At 69.0% G+C, this 24892-nt stretch carries 24 protein-coding genes and 1 riboswitch; of the genes, 9 read left to right on the top strand and 15 right to left on the bottom strand.

What is annotated here, in order from left to right:
* Nucleotides 1–9: 9 nt before the first annotated feature.
* Entirely contained in the window at nt 10–1242 is a 1233-nt protein-coding gene (gene thrC, locus VKZ50_14470) for a threonine synthase (GenBank protein ID HLJ60926.1), read from the bottom strand.
* Between the two features lie 134 nt (nt 1243–1376).
* A riboswitch (SAM riboswitch) is annotated at nt 1377–1487 on the bottom strand.
* A 215-nt stretch (nt 1488–1702) separates the two neighbouring features.
* Between thrC and VKZ50_14465 the strand changes: the two genes are divergently transcribed.
* Nucleotides 1703–2713: an NADP-dependent oxidoreductase gene (locus tag VKZ50_14465; GenBank protein ID HLJ60925.1), complete on the top strand. Its 1011-nt coding sequence runs from the start codon at nt 1703–1705 to the stop codon at nt 2711–2713.
* Between the two features lie 49 nt (nt 2714–2762).
* On the opposite strand, the gene VKZ50_14460 is transcribed toward VKZ50_14465, so the two are convergent.
* Nucleotides 2763–3281: a DinB family protein gene (locus VKZ50_14460; protein ID HLJ60924.1), complete on the bottom strand. Its 519-nt coding sequence runs from the start codon at nt 3279–3281 to the stop codon at nt 2763–2765.
* Nucleotides 3282–3353: 72 nt separating this feature from the next.
* Here VKZ50_14460 and VKZ50_14455 point away from each other — a divergent pair, with 72 nt between their 5' ends.
* Nucleotides 3354–4106 (top strand): prolipoprotein diacylglyceryl transferase, encoded by a 753-nt coding sequence (locus VKZ50_14455; GenBank protein HLJ60923.1) that lies wholly within the window; start codon nt 3354–3356, stop codon nt 4104–4106.
* 46 nt (nt 4107–4152) lie between these two features.
* Here the strand turns inward: VKZ50_14455 and VKZ50_14450 are convergent, their stop codons facing one another.
* Nucleotides 4153–5409 carry an MFS transporter gene (locus VKZ50_14450; protein HLJ60922.1) on the bottom strand — a complete coding sequence of 419 codons (1257 nt, stop codon included), beginning with the start codon at nt 5407–5409 and terminating at the stop codon, nt 4153–4155.
* Complete coding sequence (locus VKZ50_14445) at nt 5406–6785, bottom strand: MFS transporter (GenBank protein HLJ60921.1); 1380 nt, start codon at nt 6783–6785, stop codon at nt 5406–5408. Before VKZ50_14445 ends, VKZ50_14450 begins: the two co-directional genes overlap by 4 nt.
* A gap of 60 nt (nt 6786–6845) precedes the next feature.
* Here VKZ50_14445 and VKZ50_14440 point away from each other — a divergent pair, with 60 nt between their 5' ends.
* The 4 genes from VKZ50_14440 to nikC all read left to right on the top strand — a co-directional run bounded on the left by VKZ50_14440 (nt 6846) and on the right by nikC (nt 11466).
* Nucleotides 6846–7739, top strand: a complete 894-nt coding sequence (locus VKZ50_14440; protein ID HLJ60920.1) for a DMT family transporter — start codon at nt 6846–6848, stop codon at nt 7737–7739.
* A gap of 205 nt (nt 7740–7944) precedes the next feature.
* On the top strand, nt 7945–9540 hold the full coding sequence (locus VKZ50_14435) for an ABC transporter substrate-binding protein (protein HLJ60919.1): 1596 nt from the start codon (nt 7945–7947) through the stop codon (nt 9538–9540).
* 50 nt (nt 9541–9590) lie between these two features.
* Entirely contained in the window at nt 9591–10604 is a 1014-nt protein-coding gene (locus VKZ50_14430) for an ABC transporter permease (GenBank protein HLJ60918.1), read from the top strand.
* Nucleotides 10561–11466 (top strand): nickel transporter permease, encoded by a 906-nt coding sequence (gene nikC, locus VKZ50_14425; GenBank protein ID HLJ60917.1) that lies wholly within the window; start codon nt 10561–10563, stop codon nt 11464–11466. Before VKZ50_14430 ends, nikC begins: the two co-directional genes overlap by 44 nt.
* A gap of 15 nt (nt 11467–11481) precedes the next feature.
* Here the strand turns inward: nikC and VKZ50_14420 are convergent, their stop codons facing one another.
* From VKZ50_14420 to VKZ50_14390, 7 genes are all read right to left on the bottom strand, one after another.
* Nucleotides 11482–11871, bottom strand: a complete 390-nt coding sequence (locus tag VKZ50_14420; GenBank protein HLJ60916.1) for a hypothetical protein — start codon at nt 11869–11871, stop codon at nt 11482–11484.
* Nucleotides 11872–11883: 12 nt separating this feature from the next.
* A complete protein-coding gene (locus VKZ50_14415; protein ID HLJ60915.1) occupies nt 11884–12744 on the bottom strand; it encodes an alpha/beta hydrolase in 861 nt (286 codons plus the stop codon).
* Nucleotides 12741–13796, bottom strand: a complete 1056-nt coding sequence (locus VKZ50_14410) for a branched-chain amino acid ABC transporter permease (GenBank protein ID HLJ60914.1) — start codon at nt 13794–13796, stop codon at nt 12741–12743. Before VKZ50_14410 ends, VKZ50_14415 begins: the two co-directional genes overlap by 4 nt.
* A 1-nt stretch (nt 13797) precedes the next feature.
* Nucleotides 13798–14688: a branched-chain amino acid ABC transporter permease gene (locus tag VKZ50_14405; GenBank protein ID HLJ60913.1), complete on the bottom strand. Its 891-nt coding sequence runs from the start codon at nt 14686–14688 to the stop codon at nt 13798–13800.
* Entirely contained in the window at nt 14685–15395 is a 711-nt protein-coding gene (locus tag VKZ50_14400) for an ABC transporter ATP-binding protein (GenBank protein ID HLJ60912.1), read from the bottom strand. The genes VKZ50_14405 and VKZ50_14400 overlap by 4 nt, the downstream gene beginning before the upstream one ends.
* Nucleotides 15392–16147 carry an ABC transporter ATP-binding protein gene (locus tag VKZ50_14395; protein ID HLJ60911.1) on the bottom strand — a complete coding sequence of 252 codons (756 nt, stop codon included), beginning with the start codon at nt 16145–16147 and terminating at the stop codon, nt 15392–15394. The genes VKZ50_14400 and VKZ50_14395 overlap by 4 nt, the downstream gene beginning before the upstream one ends.
* A 67-nt stretch (nt 16148–16214) precedes the next feature.
* Nucleotides 16215–17414 (bottom strand): substrate-binding domain-containing protein, encoded by a 1200-nt coding sequence (locus VKZ50_14390; protein HLJ60910.1) that lies wholly within the window; start codon nt 17412–17414, stop codon nt 16215–16217.
* A 155-nt stretch (nt 17415–17569) separates the two neighbouring features.
* Here VKZ50_14390 and VKZ50_14385 point away from each other — a divergent pair, with 155 nt between their 5' ends.
* From VKZ50_14385 to VKZ50_14375, 3 genes are all read left to right on the top strand, one after another.
* The gene (locus VKZ50_14385) at nt 17570–18208 is read left to right on the top strand and encodes a response regulator transcription factor (GenBank protein HLJ60909.1); all 639 of its coding nucleotides are present in this window, start codon (nt 17570–17572) and stop codon (nt 18206–18208) included.
* Nucleotides 18209–18346: 138 nt separating this feature from the next.
* Nucleotides 18347–19225, top strand: a complete 879-nt coding sequence (locus VKZ50_14380; protein HLJ60908.1) for a glycosyltransferase — start codon at nt 18347–18349, stop codon at nt 19223–19225.
* Between the two features lie 287 nt (nt 19226–19512).
* Entirely contained in the window at nt 19513–20421 is a 909-nt protein-coding gene (locus VKZ50_14375) for a trypsin-like peptidase domain-containing protein (GenBank protein ID HLJ60907.1), read from the top strand.
* Nucleotides 20422–20452: 31 nt separating this feature from the next.
* Here VKZ50_14375 and VKZ50_14370 read toward each other — a convergent pair whose 3' ends face one another.
* The 4 genes from VKZ50_14370 to VKZ50_14355 are packed head-to-tail and all read right to left on the bottom strand — an operon-like array spanning nt 20453 to nt 24739.
* The gene (locus tag VKZ50_14370; protein ID HLJ60906.1) at nt 20453–21850 is read right to left on the bottom strand and encodes a hypothetical protein; all 1398 of its coding nucleotides are present in this window, start codon (nt 21848–21850) and stop codon (nt 20453–20455) included.
* 16 nt (nt 21851–21866) lie between these two features.
* On the bottom strand, nt 21867–22892 hold the full coding sequence (locus VKZ50_14365; protein ID HLJ60905.1) for a succinylglutamate desuccinylase/aspartoacylase family protein: 1026 nt from the start codon (nt 22890–22892) through the stop codon (nt 21867–21869).
* 6 nt (nt 22893–22898) lie between these two features.
* Nucleotides 22899–23792 carry an ABC transporter permease gene (locus tag VKZ50_14360; protein HLJ60904.1) on the bottom strand — a complete coding sequence of 298 codons (894 nt, stop codon included), beginning with the start codon at nt 23790–23792 and terminating at the stop codon, nt 22899–22901.
* Nucleotides 23789–24739 carry an ABC transporter permease gene (locus VKZ50_14355; protein HLJ60903.1) on the bottom strand — a complete coding sequence of 317 codons (951 nt, stop codon included), beginning with the start codon at nt 24737–24739 and terminating at the stop codon, nt 23789–23791. The genes VKZ50_14360 and VKZ50_14355 overlap by 4 nt, the downstream gene beginning before the upstream one ends.
* Nucleotides 24740–24892: the final 153 nt, after the last annotated feature.

Raw genomic sequence — 24892 nt, 5'->3', positions numbered from 1 at the left:
CGCGTTCGGCTAGGCACCCGCCGGTGCGAGCACGTGCTCCTCGAACGACCGCAGCGTCGGTTTGATCGTGATCGACGCCGCCACGACCTGCTCTACTGCCTCGATCGCCTTCAGGCCAATCCCGGTGATATACGCCACGGTGACTTCATCGGGGCCGATCACCCCGGCCTGCGCCAGCTTTCGCAGGACGCCGACGGTGACGCCGCCCGCCGGTTCCGTAAACAGCCCTTCGGTCTCCGCGAGGAGCCGGATCGCGTCTACGACCTCCGCGTCGGTCACCGCCTCCGCCGCGCCGCCGGTGCGCCGGATCACGTCCAACACGTACCCGCCGTCGGCGGGGCTGCCGATCGCAAGCGAGTGCGCGATCGTGTGCGGCCGGACCGGGATCACCGCCTCGGCGCCGTTGCGATAGGCGGTCGCCACCGGCCCGCACCCCTCCGCCTGCGCCGCCGTCATGCGGACGGTGTGCGCCGGGATGACGCCGAGCCGCTGAAATTCCTCAAACCCCTTGTGGATCTTCATGAACATGTTCCCTGAGCCGATCGGCACGATCACCCGGTCCGGTGCCTTCCAGCCGAGTTGCTCGGCGACCTCGAACGCGAGTGTCTTCGCGCCCTCCGAGTAGTAGGGACGAAGGTTCACGTTGGCGATCGCCCAGCGGTGTTCTTCCCCGATCTCGAGGCACAGGCGGTTTACGTCGTCGTAGGTACCCTCCACCTCGACGACCATCGGGCGATAGACCGAGGTCGTCACCACCTTGGCGCGCTCGATGCCTTTCGGAATGAACACAACGGCGCGCATGCCCGCCTTCGCCGCGTGCGCAGCGACTGCGTTCGCGAGGTTGCCGGTCGAGGCGCAGGAGAGCACGTCGAACCCGAACCGCTGAGACGCCGCGAGGGCGACGGCAACGACGCGGTCCTTGAACGACCAGGTGGGGTTTCGCGTGTCGTTCTTGATGTAGAGATCGTTCAACCCGATCGCGCGGCCGAGGCGCTCCGCGCGCACCAGCGGGGTGAAGCCCGGCGCGAGGTCCCATTCCGGGACGCGCGTCGCGGGCAGCAGTGCCTCGTAACGCCAGATCGATGCCGGACCGCGTTCGATACTGTCGCGAAGAGCGGGACCGCTCAGGTCTCCATTGTCGTATTGCGCTTCCAGCGGGCCGAAACAGTGCTCGCAAACAAAGATCGGCTCAACCGGATAGCGCCTCCCGCACTCCCGGCACGCGAGCCCGACAACTCCCATCTCTCCCCTCCCCTTTCACTCCACCCGATCGCAGGTTGGCTGTTCCCTCGACGGAAACAGGCGACGGCCGGAGGCCCAGAATCACCGCACGCGCACAACAAAAAGCCCCCTCCAACTCCGAGGGGGATCACTCCCTCTTATCTACCGGAATTGGATCTTCCGCGGGAGTTAGCACCACACCAGGCGGGTACCTGGTAGGCTGCCGGGTGTCATCGGGCCCGTCCCTCGACCACTCTTGATAAGGGTTGCTATGAAGTTTGAGCCTACGTTAGCACGCGCCCACAAGCATGTCAAGAAAGAGACGCGAAAAATCCGATGTCTTCGTGCGGCGATCCCGCCGTGCAGATCGCGCGGGAAACCGTCATCCGGTGTACGCGAAGGAAGGCGGACGGTGACCGTGCAATGCGTACGTCACCGGTGTGCGCCCGGACGCAGCAGGACGTCACCGCGGAGGGGAACCATGCCAGGGTCATCCGTCAACCGACGGATCGTGCTCAAGAGTCGACCGGACGGACCGCCGACACCGGCGAACTTTGCGATGGAGGAAGGTCCGATCGCGGAGCCGGATGACGGCGAGGTGTTGACCCGTACCCTGTGGCTCTCCCTCGATCCCTACATGCGGGGCCGGATGAGCGACAAGAAGTCCTACGCCCGGCCGGTGCCGATCGGTGGGGTCATGGTCGGCGGCACCGTCGCACGGGTCGTCGCCACGCGCGATCCTGGCTTTGCCGTCGGCGACATTGTCGTCGGTTCGGGAGGCTGGCAGGACTACGCGGTCCTGCCCGGCCGGGGGCTCCGCAAACTGGATCCAACGCTCGCCCCGATCTCCACCGCGGTTGGCGTGCTCGGCATGCCGGGGATGACGGGGTACGTCGGCCTCCTCGACATCGGCCGGCCGCGTGCGGGGGAGACCGTGGTCGTGTCGGCCGCGTCAGGAGCGGTCGGGTCCGTGGTCGGCCAGATCGCAAAGATCAAGGAATGTCGCGTCGTCGGAGTCGCCGGCGGCGACGAGAAGTGCCGCTACGCCGTCGACGTGCTCGGCCTCGACGCGTGCGTCGACCACCGTGCGCCGGAGCTCGGCGAGGCGCTCGCGCGGGCCTGCCCGGACGGCGTCGACGTCTACTTCGAGAGTGTCGGTGGCGCGGTCCAGCGCGCGGTCTGGCCGCTCCTCAACGATTTTGCGCGCGTGCCGGTGTGCGGTCTCATCGCGCAATACAACGACGCGGTCCCGCAACCCGGGCCCAACTTCTCGTCGGTGCTCAGCAAGCGTCTCACCGTGCGCGGGTTCATCGTGTCCGACCACGCCGAACGGATCGGCGGTTTCCTGCGCGACGTCTCGGCGTGGGTTCGCGACGGTCGCGTGAAATACCGAGAGGACATCGTCGAGGGGTTGGAGCGCGCGCCCGACGCGTTCATCGGCCTGCTGCAGGGTCGCAACTTCGGTAAATTGGTGGTACGCGTGGCGTCGTAAACGGACGGTCGCGTGCGGCCGCGCGGCGGCGAGGCGATCAGCGCGCGCTTCACACGGCCCGACGGCGCTGGCGGTAGAGTCTTCGCGTGAGGAAGATCTGGCCGGTATGATACGCGTCGTGCGCCGCCTCGCCGAGCAGCAACTGGGTCGTCGAGTACCGCGGCCCGGCGCCTGCCTCGAACGCTCCGGGGGACAGCCGGAGGATCGCGTGCTGCAGGGCGCGGTGGAGCCGGTCGAGCGCAACGATCGCACGGCGGAGATCGCCGGCCGTCCGCCCCGCGGCCGGCCACGCCTGATTCGTCTGTCGGCTGCGGCCGTGCAGGCGCTCCAAGACGTAGCGCTTCCAGTGCGCGACGTGGTTGATCTGCTCCCATACTGAGTGGACGCCGCGGCCGGGTGTCCAGAGGGCCTCCTCCAGCGACACCCCCCGCAGCGCGGCGCGCAATCCCTTGTGCCCCCAGTTCCGCTCCCCGAAGGTGTCATCGCGAAACCTGGCGAGGTCGCGCCGCGCCAGCGCGTCGGCGCTGCCGTTCAAACGGCGCCCGGGCGGTCCCGATCGCGTGCCCATGTCGTGCGCCCCCCTTCGACGCCGTCCCACACGCGCGTGCCGGCGTCGCGTTCGATGATATACTGAGCCTGCATGCATCCGACCCTCGCCCACTTCGGCGTGTTCACCCTGCGATGGTACGGCGTCATGATGGGCCTCGCCCTGTTTCTGTCGGTGCCGATTACCGCGCATTTCGGTGAACGATTCGGTGTCTCCCGGACGCTGATCACCGAGCATCTCGCCGTGCCGTTTCTCGCCTCTCTGCTCGTGGGCGCGCGCCTCGCGTACGTCCTCTCCCACCCCGGCGAGTTCGTGCACGACCCGCTCGCGGCCGTCCTGCCGCCGTACGCCGGCTTGGCGTCTCACGGCTCGATCGCGGCGGGGCTGCTGTTTCTCTGGTGGTGGTGCGGGCGGCATCGGCTCCCGATGTGGCGCGTCCTCGACGCCATGGCGCCGGCGGTCCTTGTGGCGATCATCCTGGTGCGCTGGGGCAACTTCATGAACGGCGAGCTCTTCGGCGACCCGACCTCGCTCCCCTGGGGCGTCGCGGTGCCCGGCGTGCCGGGCGGGCCGCGCCACCCGCTGCCGCTCTACGAGATGGCGGGCACCGCGGCGATTCTCGCCTGGATCCTCGGGCGGGCGCGGCACCGCGCGTTCGACGGCGCGCTGTTCTGGTCGGCGATCGTCGCCTCGTCGGTGCTCCGGGTCCTCCTGGATCTGCTGCGCAGCGACGACCGCACGGTGGTCGTGCTCACGCTTGGACAGATGGCCGCGCTCGTCCTGATCGCGTGGGGCACGTGGTTCCTCTGGACCGGCCGCCGCCGGGTCGCCACGGTGCCGCGCTGACGCACACGGCTCGGCGATCCCACACCCGCGGTCGAGTTCGCCCGGACTACGGCGTCGGGTGTTGCGTGTCGTACCGGTGAAACTCCGGGACGGCGAGCGCCAGAGCGGCGACCCCGACGATACAGGCGAGCCCGCCCGAGACAATCGAGAAGGGGATGCTCACGAGCGACGCGACGACGCCCGCCTCGATGTCGCCGAGTTCCGGCCCGGACGCGACGACGGCCTCTTCCATGCCGGACAGACGACCGCGCATGGCGTCCGGCACCACCGCCTGCGCGATCGTATCGCGGAACACCGCGCTGACGAAATCGGCTGCGCCGGCGAGAACCAGCAAGACGGCCATCACCCACAGCGAGCGGGCGAACCCGAACGCCGCGATCGCCGCACCCCACATGACCACGGCCACCATGACGGCCCGCCCCTGGCGGCGGACCCGGCCGACCCCACCGCTCATCAGCGACGCCAGTAGCGCCCCCGCGTACGGCGCCGCATACAGCAGGCCGAGCACCTGCGCGCCACCTCCGACGCGCGCGGCGAGTGCCGGAAAGAGCGACGTCGGCATGCCGAAGACCATGGCGTTGAGGTCGACGAGGAACGTCGATTGGAGCACCGGCCGCCCTTTGAGGAAGCGCAGCGCTTCGCGGATCGAGCCGAGCCCGGGCGGCGGGGTGCCCCGCACGGGCGGAACCGGAGCCATCGCCGCGAGGGCGGCCAGGGCCGCAGTGTACGTCCCGACATCGACGAGGTACGCGCCCCCGACCCCAAGGCGGGTGATCAGCACCCCGCCGAGGACGGGCCCGACGAGCGCCGCCGCGGTGCCGTAGACGGTGTTGAGCGCGAGTGCCGCGGGCAGCTGCGCGCGCGGCACGAGGAGCGGCACCAGCGATCCGAGCCCGGGCGAGTACAACGCGCGCACCGCAGACAGCGCCGCCGTCAGCGCGTAGATCGCCCAGAGACGGGGCGACGCGAAGGTATTGACCGCCAGCGCAAGCGAACCCGCCGCCGCGGCGGTTTGGGCCCAGAGCAGCCAGCGGCGTCGATCCACCGCGTCCGCGATCGCCCCGCCAAGCAAGGAGCACGCGAGCAGCGGCACGACCCTGGCCAGCGCGAGCAGCCCGACCGCAAGCGACGATCCCGTGAGCTGATAGACTTGAAACGCCAGCGCGACCTGGGTGACCCGGTTGCCCAGGTTGGAGACCGACTGCCCGATCCACAGCAGTCGGAACTCTCGGAACTCGCGCAACGGCGCCGTGTCGATCACGTGCCGCCGCAACCGCCGAAGCGGGTCGCCCCCGGACGTCACGCCGCGTCTCGGAACTCGACCAGCCGCAGACTGCTCACCCCGGCGCCGATCGCGGCGAAGCACGCCGCGAGCACCACGGCGACGGTCGTCCCACGACCCATGCCCCCCGGATGCTCGGCGATGAGCCCGAACACGAGCGCAACCAGTGCCGCACCGGTCGTCTGCCCCAACAACCGCGCCGTGGCGACGACCCCGCCGGCGCTTCCGCTCCGCTCGCGCGGCACGCTGGAGATGATGGCACGATTGTTCGGGGACTGGAAGAACCCGAAGCCGAACCCGCAGATCCCCATACGCCAGACAATGTCGGAGGCGGTCGGATGCGCTGGTAACAGCGCCACCAGCACCAGCCCCGCGCTGAGCATCGCCAAGCCGACGCCGCCGAGGACGCCCGCGGGGCGGCGGTCCGCGAGGCGGCCCGCGATGGGCGCGATCGCGGCGACCGCGAGCGGCCACGGCGTCATCAAGAGACCGGTCTCAACCTGCGACCGACCAAGGACGTCTTGGAAATAAAACGGCAGCGCCACAAATACCAGCCCCTGCGCGGTAAACGAGCACACGGACGTCAGGGCGGACAGCGCGAAGATCGGCCGCCTGAACAAGTCGACTGGCACCATGGGCATGGCCAGCCCGGCCTGCCGTCGCACGAGTACCGTCCCCAGCACACCCGCACCGGCCAGTTCGGCGGCCACCGCGGCGACGCCGAAGCCGTGCCCGAGGCTGTCGATGCCGACGATCAGCAGGCCGAAACACATCGCGCTGAGCACGGCGCTCGCGACGTCAAACCGGTGCCCGGAAGGTTCGGTGCGCGGGAGGGCGCGCACCGCCAGGACGAACGCGACGGCACCGAGCGGCACGTTGATCAGGAACAACCACGGCCACGACGCGACCGCGAGTACCCCGGCCGCCACCGTCGGCCCGGCGGCCGACGAGGTCGCGATCACGAGCGTGTTCAACCCGATCCCCTGTCCCAGCCGCGCGCGGGGATACGTGAACCGGACGAGGGCCGCGTTCACGCTCATGATGCCCGCCGCGCCGAAGCCCTGCAGTCCCCGCGCCAGCGCCAGTCCCGTCAGCGAGTGTGACAGCGCGCACAGCAGCGACGCCAGCGTGAACACGGCGAGCCCCATCACGTAGACACGCCGGTAGCCGATGATGTCTCCGAGCGCGGCGAACGATGTGAGCGACATCATCACCGCCAGTTGGTAGGCGTTCACGACCCAGATCGACGACGCCGCGCTCGCGCGAAGGTCCGTGGCGATCGTCGGCAGCGCGACGTTGGCGATGGCGCCGTCGAGCGCCGACATCGCGAGCGCAATGGCGACCGTCAGGATCGCCCAGTACCGTTGGGGAGTCGGCAGGCCGTCGGCGTCCGTCATCAGTCGGGGGTCTCCGCTGCTCCTTTGCAACCCGGCGAACAAGCGGCTACGCTGTGAGGCATGGCGCACCCCGACCGCCGCGCCGCCGTCCCAGCCCGCTCGGGCGGCGCGACGCTGGCGATCCTGTACGTCTTCCTGTGGGCCTCGGCGTTCGTGCCGAGCAAGATCCTGGCGACAGAAGCCCAACCGCTGTGGATGCTGGTGTTCCGCTTCTTCGCCGCCGCCCTGATACTCTCCGCCCTTGCGGTCGCGATGCGCCGGCGTCTGCCGACGACGGCGGCCGCGTGGTTCGAGCCGGCGCTCCTCGGGGCGCTGGCCAACGCCTGCTACTTGGGACTGAATTATTTGGCGCTCGAGCACCTCTCGTCGGGCATGGGCGCGATCATCGCGAGTCTGAATCCGCTGATCCTCGCCCTGCTGGCGCCGCGGCTGCTCGACGAACCGTTGACCGCGCGCAAGGCGCTCGGAACCGCACTGGGATTTGCCGGCGTGGTCGCGATGATGGTGACGCGCGCCGGCACGCAGGCGGCCCGGCCGATCGACGTGGCGTTGGCGATCGCGGGCACGGTCGCGCTCGTCCTCTCTACGATCGTCTTCAAGCGCATCCAGTCCAGGCACGACCTGCTCGTCATCAACGCTGCCCAACTCGCGAGTGCCTCGGCGCTGCTGATTCCCGCGGCGGCAATGCTGGAAGGACCGCTCCGGCTCGTCGTGACACGCGGGCTCGTCGCGTCGTTCGCGTACCTGGTCCTGGTGATCAGCGTCGGCGCGTCGTTGCTCTGGTTCACCCTCCTCGCGCGCGGCGAAGCGAGTCGCGTGAGCGCGTACTACTTCTTGACACCCGTGTTTGGCCTGGCGCTCGGCGCGATGCTGCTCGCCGAACACGTCTCGTTGCGGGACGTGACCGGTCTCGCCATGATCACGTGCGGAATCGCGTTGGTCCAGCGCTCCTAATCCCCGTTCCCCGGGGTCGGACGCGGGGTCCGGGACAGAGTGCCGCGTACGGGTCGCCGCCGTCTGGGAGCGGCGTCTTCTTTCCCATACCATGTAACGGCCCCGCCGCGTCCGGCAGGGCCCGTCAGCCTTTTGCCGAACACTCACGTCCAACTACGCGGGTTACGTGTGCGAAACGTCTGAGCACGTCAAGGAGGGATTACCCGTGCGGCGTGGTGTGGCAATCGGGTTAGCCATCTTCCTGATGGGTGTCTGGGCCGTGGCTCCGGGGCGATCGGCCCCGGCGTACGGTCCGCAGCAAACCGTCGTAATCGCCCAAGACATCACCAGCGTTGTCTCGCTGGATCCGCAGGTCGGTTACGAGTTTCTCATTCCCGTCCACAACGTCTACTCGAACCTCGTCCAGTTCACGACGGGCAACCTGACTCAGGTCAAACCGCAACTCGCCCAATCGTATCAGGTCAGCAAGGACGGCCAAACGTACACGTTCCACCTGCGGCACGGCGTCAAATTCGCGAGCGGCAACCTCCTCACCGCCGACGACGTCGTCTACACGTTCGAGCGCGTCGTCAACATCCCGAAAGACCCCGCATCGTGGCTGATCACGCAGATGGGGCTCGACCCGAAGAATGTGGACCAGGACGTCAAGGCCACCGATCCGTACACGGTGGTCATCACGCTGCCGAAGCCCTTCAGTCCCGGCGCGTTCCTCTCGATCATGGCCAACGCCGTTGCGGGCATCGTGGACAGCAAGACGGTCAAGGCGCACGTGCAGAACGGCGACTGGGGCGCCGGCTGGCTGACCGACCACTCGGCGGGCAGCGGGCCGTTCCAGCTCGCGCGGTGGGAGCGCCTCGTCGCGATCGAGATCGTCGCAAACCCCAACTACAACCTGGGCCCCGCGCCGTCCATCAAGCGCGTCGTGTGGCCGAACATCACGGAGAACACCGTGCAGCGCGACGCGCTCGGCCGCGGTGACGTGGACCTCGCGCACGACCTGTCCGCGCCCCAACTCGCGGCGCTTCGCAAGGAGACCAAGTATTACGTGGCGCAGATTCCGGACCTCGGCATGGAGTATCTCGGGATGGACGTGAAGAACGTGCCGGCGCTGCAGAAACCCCAGGTGCGCCAGGCGGTGCGGTGGGCGATCGATTACGACGGGATCGTGAAGGATCTCCTCGCCGGAAACGGGCTGCCGTTGCAAGGGGTCATCCCCAAGGGGCTGTTCGGGTACACGCCGGACATCCCGTTCCATCGTGACGTGGCAAAGGCCAAATCACTCCTACAGGAGGGCGGGGCTGGAAGCGGGTTCACGGCCGATCTCCTTGCGCCGACCGGCACCGCCGCGGGCGGCGTCGCGGCGGCGGACCTCGCTGCCAAGATCAAGAACGACCTCGCGGCGATCGGGGTGACGATCAACATCCGCCAGGTGGCCGCCGACGAGCTCTACAAGACGTACCGCGGCCAGCAGTCCCAGATGGTGCTCGTGAACTGGTTCGTCGACTATCCGGATCCGGACGACTTCGCGAAGCCGTTCGCCGACTACACCCAGAAGTCGCTCGCGTGGCGCCTGCAGTACTACAGCGATCCGGCCGCGAAGCTCGCCGACGACGCGGGGAGCATGGAGAACACCCCGCAGCGGGGCGCGATCTACAAGCGGCTCAACGACATGATGACCACAGACGGCCCGTTCGCAATCCTGTACCAGCCGATGATCTCGTACGGCGTGTCCGGGCGCATCCACAACATGGTGTTCGACGCCGTCAACGGCCCCGATTTCCAGACGATGACGAAGCAGTAGCATAGGTTGGGGGGCGGGGAGCCAGAAGCGGCTCCCCGCCCCATCGCGCGATGAGTTTTCCCCAATTCCTGGCGCGGCGCACCGGCCTGACGGTGTTTGTCCTGTTCGGCGTCACGATCATCACGTTTCTCTTGTCCCACGTCGTGCCCGCCGACCCGGTCGTCGCCTACCTGGGGGATCACGCGCCACCGGCGATGGTGGAACAGGTCCGGCATCAGCTCGGCCTGGACCGACCGCTGCCCGTGCAGTTCGGGATCTACCTGGGCGGATTGCTGCACGGGAACCTGGGCATCTCGATCATGAACAGCCGGCCGGTGAGCCAGGATCTAGCTCAATACCTCCCCGCGACCGCGGAGCTGTCCTCGGCGGCGATGCTCGTGGCCATCTTGATCGGGGTCCCCACCGGCATCGTGTCCGCGCTGCACAAGGACGGCTGGGCGGACCAGGTGGCGCGCGTGTTCGCGCTCGGAGGGGCTTCGCTCCCGGTCTTTTACGTCGCGCTGCTGCTCCTCGGCCTGCTCTACTCGCGCCTCGGGGTGTTGCCCGGTCCCGGCCAACTCAGCCTCTACACCTCCCCGCCCCCCGCGATCACGGGAATGGTGGCCGTCGACGCGCTCTTGTCGGGCGACTGGCCGGCGCTCGGTGACGCGCTGCGACACCTCGTCCTGCCAGCCTTCGTCCTCGGCTACGCCTCGACCGGCATTATCACGCGCATGACGCGAAGCAGCATGCTCGAGGTCATGCGCCAGGACTACGTGCGAACCGCACGGGCCAAAGGGGTGGTGGAGCTTCGCGTGGTCCTTCGCCACGCACTGCGCAACGCGCTGCTGCCGACCGTCACCGTGATCGGGCTGACCTACGGGAATCTCCTCTCCGGCGCGGTGCTGACCGAGACGATCTTCTCCTGGCCAGGGATCGGCCGGTACGCCACGAACTCGGTCACGAACATCGACATTCCGGCGGTCCTCGGTGTCACGCTCGTGATCGCGATCATCTACTCCATCGCCAACCTGGTGGTCGATGTCCTCTACGCCTATCTCGATCCGCAGATCCGGTACACCTGAGCGCGGGACCGCCGAGCTGAGCCCGGCGCGGGCCGTCTGGCGAATGCTGCGCCGGAGCCCGCTCACGCTCTCGGGGACGATGGTCATCGTGTTGTTCGCGGGGATCGCGTTTCTCGCGCCGTGGCTCGCCCTGCAGAGTCCGATCGCGCAGGACCTCAGCCAGCGGCTGGCGCCGCCGACCCTGCACCACCCGTTTGGCACGGACTCGCTCGGCCGGGACGTGTACAGCCGGGTGGTCTACGGCGCGCGGATCTCCGTCGTCTCCGGCATCGCGGTGGTGACGGCGGCGATCACGTTCGGCACCGCGGCGGGCACGCTCGCCGGGTGGCGCGGCGCCTGGTGGGACGAGGCGCTGATGCGGGTCACGGACATGTTCCTCGCGTTCCCGAGCCTCGTGCTTGCGCTCGCGATCTCGGCGATCCTGGGGCCCAGTCTGACGAACGCGCTGATCGCGATCGCGGTCACGTCGTGGCCGCCGTACGGGCGGCTCGCGCGCGCACAGGTGTTGTCCCTGCGATCGCGCGACTACGTCGAGGCGGCGCGGGCGGAAGGGGCGACGGACGTGAAGATCATCTTCCGCCACCTCATCCCCAACGCGATCGCGCCGCTGCTGGTCCAGGCGACGCTGGACGTCGGCAACATCATCCTGATTGCCGCCGGGCTCTCGTTCATCGGATTCGGCGCGCAGCCACCGACGCCGGAGTGGGGGCTCATGGTCTCCGAAGGCCGGCGTTTCCTGATGGAACAGTGGTGGATCGCGACGTCTCCGGCGATCGCGATCCTCGCCCTCGTGTTGGGGTTCAACCTGGTCGGCGACGGCATCCGGGACGTGCTGGATCCCCGTCTGCGCAAGATGACGTAGGACCGCGCGCGTCGATCACCGCGGCGCGTCGGGGGCACGATCCGGGTGCCGGTGCGCCCGGCCACCGCCTCCGCCAGCCGGTACGGCGAGGTGATCAGCACTTCGCCGCCGCCGCGTTCCAGGAACATGATCGCCGCCTCGATCTTGGGGCCCATGCGCCCCGGCGGAAACTCCCCCGCGTCGAGGTACCGGCGGGCCTCCGAGACCGTCAGCCGGGCCAGCCCCCGTTGGACCCACCTGCGGCCCATTGCCGTGCGTGACGACGACCCGCCAACCCTCGGCGACGAGCGCCGCGATGGGATGTGCCGCGTCACGCACGTTCTCCGCCTGTTCGGCGATCGTGCCGCGCTGCCCGTCCCGGATGAGCGCGTGTCCGCCGATCGCCACGAGCACGCTCCGCTCCATCACGTCGCCTCCTCACATCGAACGTCCCCTCAGGAACGCCGCGATCGCGTCTGCGGTCGCGGGATGGGTCGCGATGCCGTAGTGATTGGCGTCGACCGCGACGACGCGGGCCCCGGACACCTCCCGAACGAAGCGCTCGCGGTCCTCCGCGGCCACGATCCCGGGACCGCCCGGGATGAGCGGGCGCAACGCCAGGAGCAGCAACACGGGCATCGTGAGCGCCGGCCACAGCGCCCGGGGATCGTGCCGCTCGCCGTAGGCCAAGTCCTCGAGCACCGCCTCCCGGCTGGTCCTGGCCCGGACGCCGCCCGCCGTCTCCACCAGCTCGTACCGAAAGTACGCGTCCCAGAGCGGATGCCAGGGCGTGATCGTCCCGAGGCCGCGCAGCAGGTCCAGATAGCGTTCCACGGAGAGGTGCACGATCCCCAGCCGGTCGACCGCCCGCTGGATCAGCGGGATCGCGTCGGCCGGGGGTTGGCCGCACGCGTCGACGAGCACGGCGCGCGTGATACGTCCGGGCGCAAGCGCCGCCGCCTGCACCGCCACGAACGCGCCCATCGACCAACCCACGAGCGCGAACCGCGCCGCGCCCAAACGATCCGCGGCGTCAAGCACGTCACGGGCGTGGGCGGGCCAGCCGTACGTGCCCGGCCCGGTAAGCTCGCTTCGGCCTCGCCCGCGCAGATCCAAGGCCACGGGGCGGAGCCCCTCGGCGGCGAGGCGGTCGCCGATCAGGTCGAAGCCGCGTGCGTTCGCGGTGAGCCCGGGGAGGCACAACACCGGTTCGCCAGACGCGGGGCCGCGCCGAATCGCGTGCAGCCGGCCGCCGCCGACCTCAAGGTCGAGCTCCTGCGCCGCCGCCCCCGTGCTCATGACGTCCCCTCCTCGTTCCGGAGCATGCGTCTGTGCGGCGCGCGCGCGACCCGGTAGCGGTCGGAGATGCCCGCGATCCCTCCCGGGAAGAACAGCACGAGGAGGATGAAGAGCATCCCCAGGATGAACAACGGCTGCCCAAGCGGTACGCTGAACCAGCCGGGCAACGCGTGGATCGCTCGCGATCCCGCGAGCGCCACCAGCCGGAAGTCGAGATACTCGTAGAAGACGCCGCCGAGCACCGCGCCCCAGAGGCTCCCCGTCCCGCCGAGCACTACCATGAGCAGCAGGGCCAGACTGAGATTGGCCGTGGTAATGCCGGGAGACGCGCCGCCGGTGAGCAGCACGTAGACGATGCCGCCCAGCGAGGCGAGGAAGCATCCGATCACAAATGCCAGCAACTTGTAGCCATATGGGGTCGCGCCCAGCACTTCCACCCGCAGCTCGTTCTCCCGGATCGCCGGCCAGATTCGGCCGGGTCTCGATGTGACCGCTCGCCAGCTCACTACACACGCGACCACCAGATAGCCAAGCGCGACCCAGTACAGGTACCGGGTGTTGACCACGCCGACGAGGCGCGCTGGCAGCCGGTCCACGACGAGCCCCAGCCCCTCCTCCCCGCCGGTCAACCCCCCGGGATTGCTGAACGCGAGGATGGACCCGGCCTGCGCGAAGGCCAGCGTCACCATCGCGAACGCGATCCCGCTCACGCGTAGGGCCACCGCCCCGAGGATCAGCGGCAGGATCAGACTCACGACCGCGGTCACCGCCAGTGCCGGGAGGAGCGGCCACTGCCACCGGGAGAGCGCGACGTCGATCGTATACGCGCCGGTCGCGAAGAACAGCGCGTGCCCGAACGAGAGCAGCCCCGTGTAGCCGAAGAGAAGCGCGTAGCTCAGGGCCACGCCGCCGAACACGAGGCACAGGGCCAGCAACTGAAGCGTCCCCGGGGCGTTGACCGGCGCGGGGAAGATCACGGGCACGCTCAGCGTGACAAACGGCACGGCCGCGAGCGCACCGAGCAGCCCCACGACGCCCGCGCCGCGTCTCATCTCACACCCCGCCGGCGAGCCCCCGCGGGCGGACGAGCAGCACCGCAACGAGCAGCAGCACGACGGCGAGGTCTCCGCTGGACGGGAAGCTCCACCACACCGAGCCGTAGTAGTTCGCGAACTGCTGGATCAGCCCGACCAGGACGGCGGCGATGGCCGAGCCGGCGATGGACCCGAGGCCGCCGATGACGACGACGACGAACGCGTAAATGAGCATCGCGGTGCCGCGCGCTGGGTCGACGGTGCCGAAGTACCCGTCGCTCAGCACCCCGCCGAGCGCGGCCGCCACGCCGCCGAGGGCAAACACCAGCGTGAACGCGCGCTGCACGTCGATGCCGAGGGCCTGCACCATCTCTCGGTTCTCGACCCCGGCGCGCACGATCAGGCCCCAACGAGTCAGGCGCAGGAACGCGCCGAGGGCCCCGAGGACCACTGCGCCCGCGGCGATCGTCACGAGACGGCTGTTCGGCACGGCGGCGCCCAGCACCGACGTGACCCCTTGCATCCAGGGCGGCACCGGGACCGGGCGCGGGTCCGCGCCGAAGATCCCCTGCGCGAGCGCGCCGAGTGCGAGCGCGACGCCGACCGTCGCGAGCACCTGCTCGATGTGCCGGCGGTACAGGGGCCGAATCAACGTCACTTCGACCGCCGCGGCGATCGCGGCGCCGACCACGAGCGCTCCGAGCACCGCCACCGCGAAGCGCGTCGGCCCGGTTCCGCCCATGCGTGACACGATCAGCCACGCCGTGTACGCGCCAGCCGTGAGAAAGACGCCGTGGGCGAAGTTGAGGACGCGCAGCAGGCCGTACGTGAGCGATAATCCCGACGCCATCAAGAAATAGAGGCCCCCCAATCCCAGGCCCGTGATACCGAGGAGCACAATCGTGCTCATGGACCCGCCGGGGCGAGGGCGACGCCGAGATGGCGGTGGACCCGCTCGCGGTCGCCCACGAACTCCGCGAAGCCGCCGGCGTACACGGTCGTGCCCTGGTCGAGCACGATCGCGTGCCGCGCGAGCCCCCTCGCCGCAGCGAGGTTCTGCTCCACCAGCAAGACCGTGACCTCGCGCGAGACCGCGGCGAGTATCTCGATCACCCGAGCCACCACCCGCGGCGCTAGTCCCTTCGTCGGTTCGTCGACCAACAAGATCCGGTTCGGGTTGAGTAGCGCGCGGGCGATGGCGACCATTTGCTGCTGTCCTCCCGAGAGCGTGCCGGCGCGTTGCGACGCGCGCGCGCTGAGCTCCGGGAAGATCTCGTACACCTGGTCGTAGCGCGGATGGGCCGTCCGTTCCGCGAGCCGCAGGTTTTCCGCCACCGTCAACCCCGCGAACACGTCGCGCCCCTCGGGGACGTACCCGATCCCCGCCTGCACCATCGCGTGCGTCGACGCGCGGCTCACGTCGCGGCCCCCGAGCCGCACCCGTCCCGCGCGCGGAACGAGCCCCAGGATCGCCCGCAGGGTCGTGGTCTTGCCGGCCCCGTTGCGGCCGAGCAGCGCGGTCACGCCGCCTTCCGGCACGACCACGTCGACACCCCGCAGGATGTGCGATCCGGCCAGCACGACGTGGAGATCCTGCGCCTCGAGGAGCGCCGTCACAGCGCGTCCCCGAGGTAGGCTTCCTGCACCGCCTTGTCGGCAATCACCTGGCCGGGAGACGCGCACGTCAAAAGACGCCCGTGGTGCATGACCGCGATCCGATCGGAGAGCTCGCCAACGACGTCCATCCGATGCTCGACCATGAGCACGGTCCTCCCCTGCTCGCGGTGGAGGAATCGGATGACGCGAAGCAGCAGGGGGATATCCTCCGCGCTCACGCCGGCGGTGGGCTCGTCGAGCAGCACGACGCCGAACTCGGGGGCCACGAGCATCGCGAGCTCCACCTTGCGCCGGTCGGCGTGACTCAGGGCGCCGGCCCGGTCGGCCCCGCGCCGTTCCAGGCCGACGCGCGCGAGCGCCTCACGCGCCCGCGCGGTCTCTGCCGGATCCGTCCGGGAGCGTCCAAACGGACCGGCGCCGGCGGAACGCATCTGAATCGCCAGGCGCACATTCTCGAGCGCGGTCAACGCCGGGAAGATGCTGGACATCTGGAAGGTGCGTCCGAGCCCGGCCTGGGCCCGGCGCGCAGGCGGCGTGTCGGTCATCTCGCGACCGTCCAGCTCAATCCGACCGCCGGTTGCGCGGTACAGCCCCGAGAGGAGATTGAACAGCGACGTCTTGCCGGCGCCGTTCGGGCCGATCACCGACACGAACTCACCCCGCCGGATGTCGAGAGAGACCTCATCCACGATCACGACGCCGCCGATGTGAAAGCTCAACCGGTCGGTCCGCAGAACGAACCCCGCGCTCACCGGCGCATCCCCGCCGCCCGGGGCGGCGGATCCGAGCGGGACAGCGATGGGTCCCACGCCACGCCGGTCAGGGCTTGAACGGCGTGACCGGAGGAACCACCGTTTGGAGCGCAAGGTTCTTCACCGACTGCGGCTCGTAGCCGCCGCCGGCGCCCACCAGTTTGACCTGAAACATCGGCTGGAGCATCGCGTGATCGGCCGCGCGGATCAACTGCTGGCCTTTCGGCGCCAAGAACGTCCAGTTCTCGAGCGCTTTGATCATCGCCTCCACGTCGTCCCCATCCGCGGTCTGCACCGCGTGGGCGATCATCTGCGCGGCCACGAACCCGTCCGGGTCGAAGAGATCCGGCACCGCACCGCGCTTCTTCAGCGCGTCGACGAGATAGGTGTTCGCCCTGTTGCGCGGCGCCTGATACACGTAGTGCGACAGGAAACTGATCTTGGAGGCGACCGGGCCAAACGTCGCGTACGTCGACCGCTGGTCGAGCCCGGTCACGACCGTCGTGACCGAAAAGACGCCCTGCTGATCCAGCGACTGCCACATCGCGGGGGCCGTGTTTCCGGCCCACGCCACGAAGAGCAGATCCGGCTTGGCCTGCTTGACCTGCAGCGCGAACGGCGTGAAGTCGTTCGCGCTGAGCGGCACCAAGATCTGGCTGACCTGGGCGCCCGCAGTACCCAGCACGCCCCGGACGGCCGCGACGTTCGCCTGCCCGAACGCGTAGTCCTGGGCAAACACGACGATCTTCTTGCCGCCGACATCCCCGATGAAGGACTTCGCCGTCAGGATGTCCTGGTAGGTCTGACGCCCCGAGCGAAACGTGTACCGGTTGAGCCCCGTGACCGCGTCAGCGGCCGCCGGGCCGGAGATGAGCAGCACCTTGTTCTGGGCGGCGAGGGGCGCCACCTGAAGTGCGACCGCGGAACTCACCGGTCCCGCGAGGATCTTGACCCCCTGACCGATCAGGTCCTTGGCCTCGGACACGGCCTTCGCGGGGTCCCCGGCGTCGTCGTTCCACGAGACGTCGATCTTGTGGCCGTTGACCGTCCCGGTCCCTCCGGTCGCGTAGGCCAGGCCCACCTCGAATCCGTCCTTGTACTGCGCCCCGTAGCCCGCCAGCGGCCCGGTGCCGGAATAGACCATACCGACCCGCACGGTCGTCTTGGCGGCAGCCGCCGCCCGAGTTGGCCCCGCCTGTCCCCACGCGGCAACCAGCAACGCCACCCCAACCGCCGCTCCAAGAATCGCGCGTGTGTTCAACGTCATCCTCCCCGTCGTGCGTCGACGTCCGGTGCGACAATGACAGCGGGATGTTCGTGACCTCCGGCCAAATTCCATCCTGCGAGCGCCCCCAGAACCCTCCACCGGTCGCGGGAATCCGCCGGGATTCCCGGCCGTTGTGGGCGGGCGAGGGCTTCTCCATGAGGAATTCCACGGCAACGCTCCGGATTCTCATCGTGGCCGATGATCTGCTGGCACGTGCCGGACTGTCGGCGCTCCTCGCCGATCAACCGGGGTGCACGATCGTCGGACAGGCCGCCGGCAGCGACGACCTCGCCGCAGTCGTCGACGCCACGCGCCCCGAGGTGCTGCTGTGGGACCTCGGCCGCGATCCAGAGGACGCGCTCGAGCGGTTGGACGACGCGCGCGACCGGGCCGCAGCCATCGTCGCGCTGCTCCCCGACGGGACCTCCGCCGCGGACGCGCTGGCGGCGGGTGCGAGGGGCCTGGCGCCGCGGGACGCGGCCCCGGAAACCCTGGCCGCTGTCGCACTGGCCGTGGGGAACGGATTGATCGCCATCCATCCGACGCTCGGCGCGTTCTTGCCGGCGGCGCGGGCCGAGCCGGCGGCCCCGCCCGTGGAGCCGCTGAGCGAGCGCGAGTCGGAGGTCCTCTCACTGCTCGGCGAGGGCATGGCGAACAAGGAGATCGCGGACCGGCTCGGCATCAGCGAGCACACGGTACGGTTCCATGTGCGGGCGCTGCTCGGCAAGCTCGGGACGCAGAATCGCACCGAGGCGGTCGTGCGCGCGGTCCGCCTGGGGTTACTGACCCTCTGAATTCGGCGATACCGGGAGGGAAAATGGGGGAAGAAACAGGGAGGCGGACGTTCTGTTGGTTATCGCTTCGTCACAAACGAGGCGTATCCTCGAGAACGCACTCCCAATCGATGTAAAGTGTCAAGGGGGTTTCGGCGTGTGCTCTCGTTCTCTATCGTAGTGCCCACGTACAATCGGGCCAATCAGCTCGTGCCGACCTTGAACAGCCTGCTTCGACAGAATACCGCGTGCGATTTTGAGGTCGTCGTTGTCGACAACAACTCATCGGACTCCACCCCGGCCGCGGTGCGTTCCGTTGACAAGGTCCGCTACGTCTTCGAGGGTCGGCAAGGTCTTGCCTACGCGAGAAACACCGGGATCGCGCACTCGACGGGCGAGATCATCGTCTTTGTGGACGATGATGCGACCGCTGCCCCGAATTGGCTTGAGGAGTTGCATAAGGTGTATGCACGGTTCCCCGACGCATGGTGTGTAGGCGGGAAGATCGTCCTGGATCTACCGGACAACCTTCCCCGGTGGTTTGATCCATCCGTGACTGGGTATCTCAGCGAACTAGACCTTGGCGAAGAGATCGTGAGGGTCGGCTACCCTGGAGAGCTCTACGGCACCAATTTCTCGGTTGCAAGAAGCGCCATCGCTCGCGTGGGCGCGTTTCTCCCGCGCCTTGGCCGCCGAGGCTCCCTTCTCCGATCAGGTGAAGACACCGAGATGTGTTGGCGGATTCAGCGTGCGGGCGGCGGCGTGTTCTACAATGGACGCGCCGTCGTGGTGCATCGCGTCCCCTCATCACGCCTGGAACGCCGATTTTTTCGCAACCGTGCGTACTGGGAGGGCAGAACGGTGTTTCTCCTTGGCGTACGCAGGCGGCCGACTGTCATCTCGTCAGCGTTGTTGGTGGCCAAGAACAAAATGCGGGTCTTGCGGAGGCGACCGGCCCCCGAGGGTCGACGTTTTGCAGCCGAGCTGGCTTTTTGGTACGAATTGGGCTATCTGCACCAATCCCTCACCCCTCAATAAACCGCATCGTCGATCCAACTCAACCATCGTAGTCAGCTGCGAGCTCGTCGGGGTCAATGGCCGATTCCGCCACGGAAGCCGTCGTGCCTGGGGTCCGTCTGGGGTCGCTCACCCGACTCCCCCCGTCCGCCTATCTGGGTTCCCCCTGCCCGTTTTGATGGCCAGTCCCCGGCAACGTGGGGGATGTGAGGACCTCCCTGCCACGGTACACTCAACGACGACAACAGTTGGACGGCGTCCGGCGCGCGCGCCCGATGCCCCCACAGACACCAAGGGAGGAATCCTTCGTGAGCAACGCCAGTGAAACGCTTTCCGATCTTGCGGCCGCCGCCGTCGAGGCCGGCGCCCCCTATGTCGTCCGAGTCGATGCGCGCCGGCGGCCGGCGAGCGGCGTCGTGTGGTCGTCGGACGGCCTCGTCGTCACGGCCGACCACGTCGTGCACCGCGATGAAGGGGTCATGGTGGGATTGCCGGACGGCGAGTCGGTTCCGGCGACCCTCGTCGGCCGCGATCCGAGCACCGATCTCGCGCTCCTGCAAATCCAGACCGAGGGGCTCGCCGCCGCGGCCTGGCGCGACGTCGATGGCGCGAGAGTCGGCCATGTGGTGCTCGCGCTCGGACGACCGGGGAGGACGGTCCGCGCAACCCTGGGGATCCTGAGCGCGCTCGGCGGGTCCTGGCGGACTCCGGCCGGCGGCGAGGTCGACACCTACATCGAGACCGACGCGGCGCCTCTGCCGGGGTTCTCGGGCGGGGCGCTCGTGGATACCGCCGGTCGCGTACTGGGGGTCCACACCACCGGCCTGGTGCGCGGCGCCGTCGTCACCGTGCCGACCGTCACGGTGCGCCGCGTGGTCGACGCCCTGCGCGCGCACGGCCGCATCCGTCGCGGCTTCCTCGGCATCGCCACCCACGCGGTCCCGCTCCCGCCCTTGCTGCGACAGCAACTCGGCCAGCGCACCGGATTGTTGGTGTTTTCGATCGAGCAGGACGGGCCGGCCGCCCGGGCCGGGGTGGTGTTTGGCGATACCATCGTGGCCCTCGGCGGCCAACCGGTACGCCGGGTCGACGATCTGTGGGGTCTGCTCGGTGAAGGCCAGATCGGGACCTCGGTTCCACTCCGCGTCGTCCGGGCGGGCGAGCTCCGAGATCTTCCGGTGGTGCCCGGCGAGCGGCGCAGCGCGCGCGCGGGGTAAGGACTCGGCGCCGGGTCGTCGAGTCGCGTGATCACCGGGCCGGGCCGGTGAGCCCGATCCGCACGGCCAGGAGGACCTCCGCGCTGGCGTCGATCAGCCGGTCCACCTCGCCCCGCGCGAGGTTCGTGTTCGTGAGTCCGTAGGCCCACCGGTTGCGGTCCTGGTCGAGGATCTCCGCAAGCGGGCCCGCGGGAATGCAATCGAACTCCTCGGTGCCGGGGAGATAGCCGAGATAGTCGTTGCAGTAGGCGAGGACGAGCGTAGTCTCAAACGGACTGTGCTCGCGAATGCGCTGGCCGCAGCGGTTGAAGAGCTCGAATGGATTCCCGACGATCGCGGTGTCTCCGACCGCGAGCGCCTGCACCTCGACGTCCATCGGCTCGTCCTGCAGGCGCAGCATCTCCTTGTACATCGTCACCGCCCCCTTCTGGTACAGGAGGGGGAAGCGCTGGGCCGAGTTCATCGTGTGAAGGTCGGACGGCCACACTTCAGGGTAGTCCGGTTCGGGCATGGCGGCCAGTTTGGCGTCCATCGCGAGAACCTCCGCGGACGGCCACGGCAGCCGGCGGCGTGTCAGAGCGAGCGGCAGGCTGCGCCCCGAGACCGGCTGGGAGGGCCGGGTTGCAACGCCCGGAAGCAGCGCCAGCACCCGGTCGGCCAGAGCCCGTCCGAGACGGTCCCGGTGCTCGTATGTCTGCGGCAGGGCCTCGGGGTTGCCGAACCAGTAGTTCCACGGGCCGATGTCGCCGGCGCATCCCTGCGCGAACATCGCCACGACGCCAGGATACGCTCCCGCCACTGCGGTGCGGAACGGCCCCGGGAACTCCGCGTTCCACAGGAGGGTGTGCCCCGCCATCGAGATCGGATGGCACGCGAACGACGCCACCACGGCGATCGGCCGACCGTCCTCCCCATCCACCCTGAGCACGGCGACGGTGTCGTCTACCGGCTGGTCGGGCAGCACCCGATTTGTGGTCAGCCCTGGCGCCCGCGTCGCCCCACCGCCCGCGCGGGCGGGCCGCCGGTGGTAGTGCGCCGAGTAGACCACTCCGGCGAGCAAGTCCCGCAGCACACGCTCGTACCCATCGAACCCGCGCTGATGGCTCAACGCGGCGACCCCGGTGCCTCGGGACAGGCTCGGCGCGCTGTGGTTATGGGAGGCGTTGAGCAGTACCGCCTCCGGCGGGATGCCGGTCATCGCCTGCACACGCGTTCGCACCTCGCGCGCAAGGTCGTGCCCCACGAACACGAGGTCGGACGTCACCAGCGCCACCTTCCGCCGGCCGTCGTCGAGCACCAGCGCTTGGGCGAGGAGTGGCTCGCGCCTCCCCACAGCCACACCGGTGCGCAAGCGCCACGCCCCATGCGGGAGCCCGTAAGGCGGTGTGATGTCTGCTTCCGCCGCGCCGGCGAGCAGTGTGCTTACCATGACGCCTCCTGCCCTCTCATCCCAACAACTCCTCTCGTCCACAACGACGCCCCGTCACCACCAGGCAATCGCCCTGCTGTGTCGTGGCGATCGCCCGGATCGAACACACGACCCCGGTGCTGCCGACCCGCACGTCGACGGGGGCGCGATCCGGCCGCTCGGGAAAGTGCATCCGACCGACGACGTCCCCGACCGTCACGTCCTCGCCGAGGCTGACCAGCGTCTCGAACAGCCCGCCCTCGGGCGCGAGCAGGTAGTCGTCGGCGTCCACCGCGCGCAGGATCACCGCCTCGGGCAGCCCCCGCGACGCGCGTGTCTCTACAGGCCCCGCGAGCGCACCTAGGTGCCGGAGGAAGTTGCGGAGGCCGCGCTCGGCCAGCCGGTGGATCGCCGCCGTCACGTGCCCGCCCCCGCCCAACTCGGTGCCGATCGTGATCTTGCCTTGGCGCTCCGCCTCATCCACGAGGAGCCCGCCCCCCGCGATGTTAATGTAGATAACGTGGTAGTCGGTGCCCCACGCCAGCATCGCGTCGACCATCGCCCGGCGCTGGTCCGGGTGCTCGACCATGTGCATCTCCGACCACGGCAGGCACATCATCGAGCGCCCCCCGCTATGGATGTCGCACACGGCGTCCGCCAGCGGAAAGAGCACGCGCGTGACGTAGTCGGCAAGTTGCTGGTCGACCGTCCCGGTCGGCGAGCCCGGGAAGCTCCGGTTGAGATTCGCGCCGCTCGGCCACAGCCTCGAGTACGCGCGCGCGGCATCCGGCGATAGACACGGGAGGATGATGAGCCGACCGCGGACGTCCTCCGGGGTGGTCTCGCGCGCGAGCTTGAGCGCGGCGACCTGTCCCTCCGGCTCGTCCCCATGGACGCCGCCGGTCACGACGACCGTGGGGCCCCTGCCGTTCGCGATGCAGATCGCGGGAATGAACAGGTTCGACCAGCCGCTCTCGTTGGTGGACCGCGGTACTTGCAACCGTCCAATCTGTTTGCCTGGACGGTCGAAGTCGACCGTGCTGGTGACGGAGAGATCGCTCATCGCCGGCTACACCTCGCGCAACTGGGGATCGAGCAGATCACGCAACCCATCCCCGAGAAAGTTGAACCCCAGCACCACCACCATGATCGCGATCCCGGGAAACACCGCGAGCCACGGCGCCAGTTCCATGTACGAGCGGGACGCGTTCAGCATGCTGCCCCAGGACGGCTCGGGCGGCTGGGTGCCCAACCCGAGGAAGCTCAGCGCGGCCTCGGTGAGGATCGCGGTCGACAGGTACACCGTCGTCAAGATGATGAGCGGCGCGATCAGGTTCGGCACCAGATGGCGCGCGATGATCCTGAGATCCGACGCCCCGAGGCTCCGGGCCGCCTCGACGTGGGGCAAGCTCATGACGCTGAGCGCCGATCCTCGCACCACGCGGCCGAACGCCGGAGCGTAGACGATGCCGATCGCGATCATCGCGTTGGTACGGCTCGGCCCGAGGAGTCCCGCGATCAGGATCGCGAGTACCAGCCCGGGGATCGCGAACATGACGTCGATCATGCGCATGAGCACGGCGTCGGTCCGGCCCCGGTAGAACCCCGCCGCGATCCCCGTGGTGCTCCCCAGCACGAACGCGATCAGCACCGAGACGATGCCCACCTGGAGCGACACCCACGCGCCGTGGATCACCCGCGCGAGCTCGTCGCGCCCCAACTCGTCGGTCCCCATGGGGTGGGGCGCGCTCGGCGCCAACAGGCGGTGGGACGCCTCGCTCGCGTAGTCAACACGCCACCCCAGCGGCCCCAGGAGCGCGATCAGCACGGTGACGAGGATGATCGCGGCACCCGTCAACCCGATTGGATTGCGCCACACGCGGCGCGGGGCGAGCCACCGGCGGCGCCGTGCCACGGTGGCGCGGGATCCCCCGCGTATCTCGACGGTCGGCGTCGTGCTCACGCCTGTTCGATCCTGGGGTCCAGGACGCCGTAGAGCAGGTCGACCAGGAGGTTGACAAAGACAAACACCGCGGCCAGGAACATCGCGGAGATCTCGATCACCGGGTAGTCGCGTCCGAAGATGCCCTGCACCAGTGTGTAGCCCATCCCCGGCAGCCCGAAGATCACCTCCACCACGGTCGCGCCGCCCATCAGCGTGCCGACTTGGAACCCGATCACGGTAATCACGGGGATCAACGAGTTGCGGAGCGCGTGGCGGAAGACGACCGACGGCGCCGAGACCCCTTTCGCCCTCGCGGTCCGAATGTAGTCCAGCCCGAGCACCTCGAGCATCGTCCCCCGGGTCATCCGCATGACGATCGCCATGAGATACACCGAGATCGCGAGCGCGGGAATCGCCATCTGCCCCAAATTGGCCCACAGGTGCTGCCAGGGCGGGATCCACGTCACCGGGGGGATCCAATGGAACACGAGCGACCCCACCAGCAGCGCGAGCGTCGCGAACCAGAAGTTCGGCACCGACAGCCCCGCCAGCCCGGCGACCCGGGCGAGGAAATCGGAGACCGAATTCCGGCGCACCGCGGAGAGGACGCCGAGCGGGATCCCGACGGCGGTCGCGAGCACGACCGCCAGCACGGCGAGCTCCGCGGTGATCGGGACCGCGCGGGCCATGATCCGCGCGATCGGCTCGCCGCTCGTGAGCGAGTTGCCCAAGTGGCCGGTGAGAACGCCGCCGACGAGCTTGACGTACTGCACGGGCAGCGGGTCGGCGAGGCCGAGCGCCTGCCGGACGGCCTGCTTCGCGCTCGCGCTCGCCCCCACGTCGCCGGTGAGCATCGCGTCGACGACGTCCCCGGGAAGGAGACGCACCAGCACAAAAATCAGCACCGACATCCCGACGAGCGTCGGGGCGAGCAGCAGAAGACGGCCGACGACATACCGAGCCATCCGAGGATTCCGCTCTAGCAGGCTACGGAAAAATCAGGTGCGAGCATGACCATGCCTCCGGAACCGCAATCAGTTCGCAGCGCGCGTCCGTCGGTTAGCGCGTCCGCGCCGGTGGCGCAAGGACCACGAGCAACGCGGGTATGTGCCTCACGC

The organism is bacterium (assembly GCA_035295165.1).
Classification (GTDB): domain Bacteria; phylum Sysuimicrobiota; class Sysuimicrobiia; order Sysuimicrobiales; family Segetimicrobiaceae; genus JAJPIA01.
This window is presented reverse-complemented; position numbering and strand designations above follow the sequence as displayed.

Coding starts and splice junctions, on each gene's coding strand:
- VKZ50_14430 (HLJ60918.1), top strand. CDS start 9,591: ATGAGTTTTCCCCAATTCCTGGCGCGGCGCACCGGCCTGACGGTGTTT.
- thrC (HLJ60926.1), bottom strand. CDS start 1,242: ATGGGAGTTGTCGGGCTCGCGTGCCGGGAGTGCGGGAGGCGCTATCCG.
- VKZ50_14355 (HLJ60903.1), bottom strand. CDS start 24,739: ATGGCTCGGTATGTCGTCGGCCGTCTTCTGCTGCTCGCCCCGACGCTC.
- VKZ50_14420 (HLJ60916.1), bottom strand. CDS start 11,871: ATGGAGCGGAGCGTGCTCGTGGCGATCGGCGGACACGCGCTCATCCGG.
- nikC (HLJ60917.1), top strand. CDS start 10,561: ATGTCCTCTACGCCTATCTCGATCCGCAGATCCGGTACACCTGAGCGC.
- VKZ50_14455 (HLJ60923.1), top strand. CDS start 3,354: ATGCATCCGACCCTCGCCCACTTCGGCGTGTTCACCCTGCGATGGTAC.
- VKZ50_14390 (HLJ60910.1), bottom strand. CDS start 17,414: ATGACGTTGAACACACGCGCGATTCTTGGAGCGGCGGTTGGGGTGGCG.
- VKZ50_14440 (HLJ60920.1), top strand. CDS start 6,846: ATGGCGCACCCCGACCGCCGCGCCGCCGTCCCAGCCCGCTCGGGCGGC.
- VKZ50_14465 (HLJ60925.1), top strand. CDS start 1,703: ATGCCAGGGTCATCCGTCAACCGACGGATCGTGCTCAAGAGTCGACCG.
- VKZ50_14385 (HLJ60909.1), top strand. CDS start 17,570: ATGAGGAATTCCACGGCAACGCTCCGGATTCTCATCGTGGCCGATGAT.
- VKZ50_14445 (HLJ60921.1), bottom strand. CDS start 6,785: ATGACGGACGCCGACGGCCTGCCGACTCCCCAACGGTACTGGGCGATC.
- VKZ50_14365 (HLJ60905.1), bottom strand. CDS start 22,892: ATGAGCGATCTCTCCGTCACCAGCACGGTCGACTTCGACCGTCCAGGC.
- VKZ50_14370 (HLJ60906.1), bottom strand. CDS start 21,850: ATGGTAAGCACACTGCTCGCCGGCGCGGCGGAAGCAGACATCACACCG.
- VKZ50_14410 (HLJ60914.1), bottom strand. CDS start 13,796: ATGAGACGCGGCGCGGGCGTCGTGGGGCTGCTCGGTGCGCTCGCGGCC.
- VKZ50_14460 (HLJ60924.1), bottom strand. CDS start 3,281: ATGGGCACGCGATCGGGACCGCCCGGGCGCCGTTTGAACGGCAGCGCC.
- VKZ50_14415 (HLJ60915.1), bottom strand. CDS start 12,744: ATGAGCACGGGGGCGGCGGCGCAGGAGCTCGACCTTGAGGTCGGCGGC.
- VKZ50_14405 (HLJ60913.1), bottom strand. CDS start 14,688: ATGAGCACGATTGTGCTCCTCGGTATCACGGGCCTGGGATTGGGGGGC.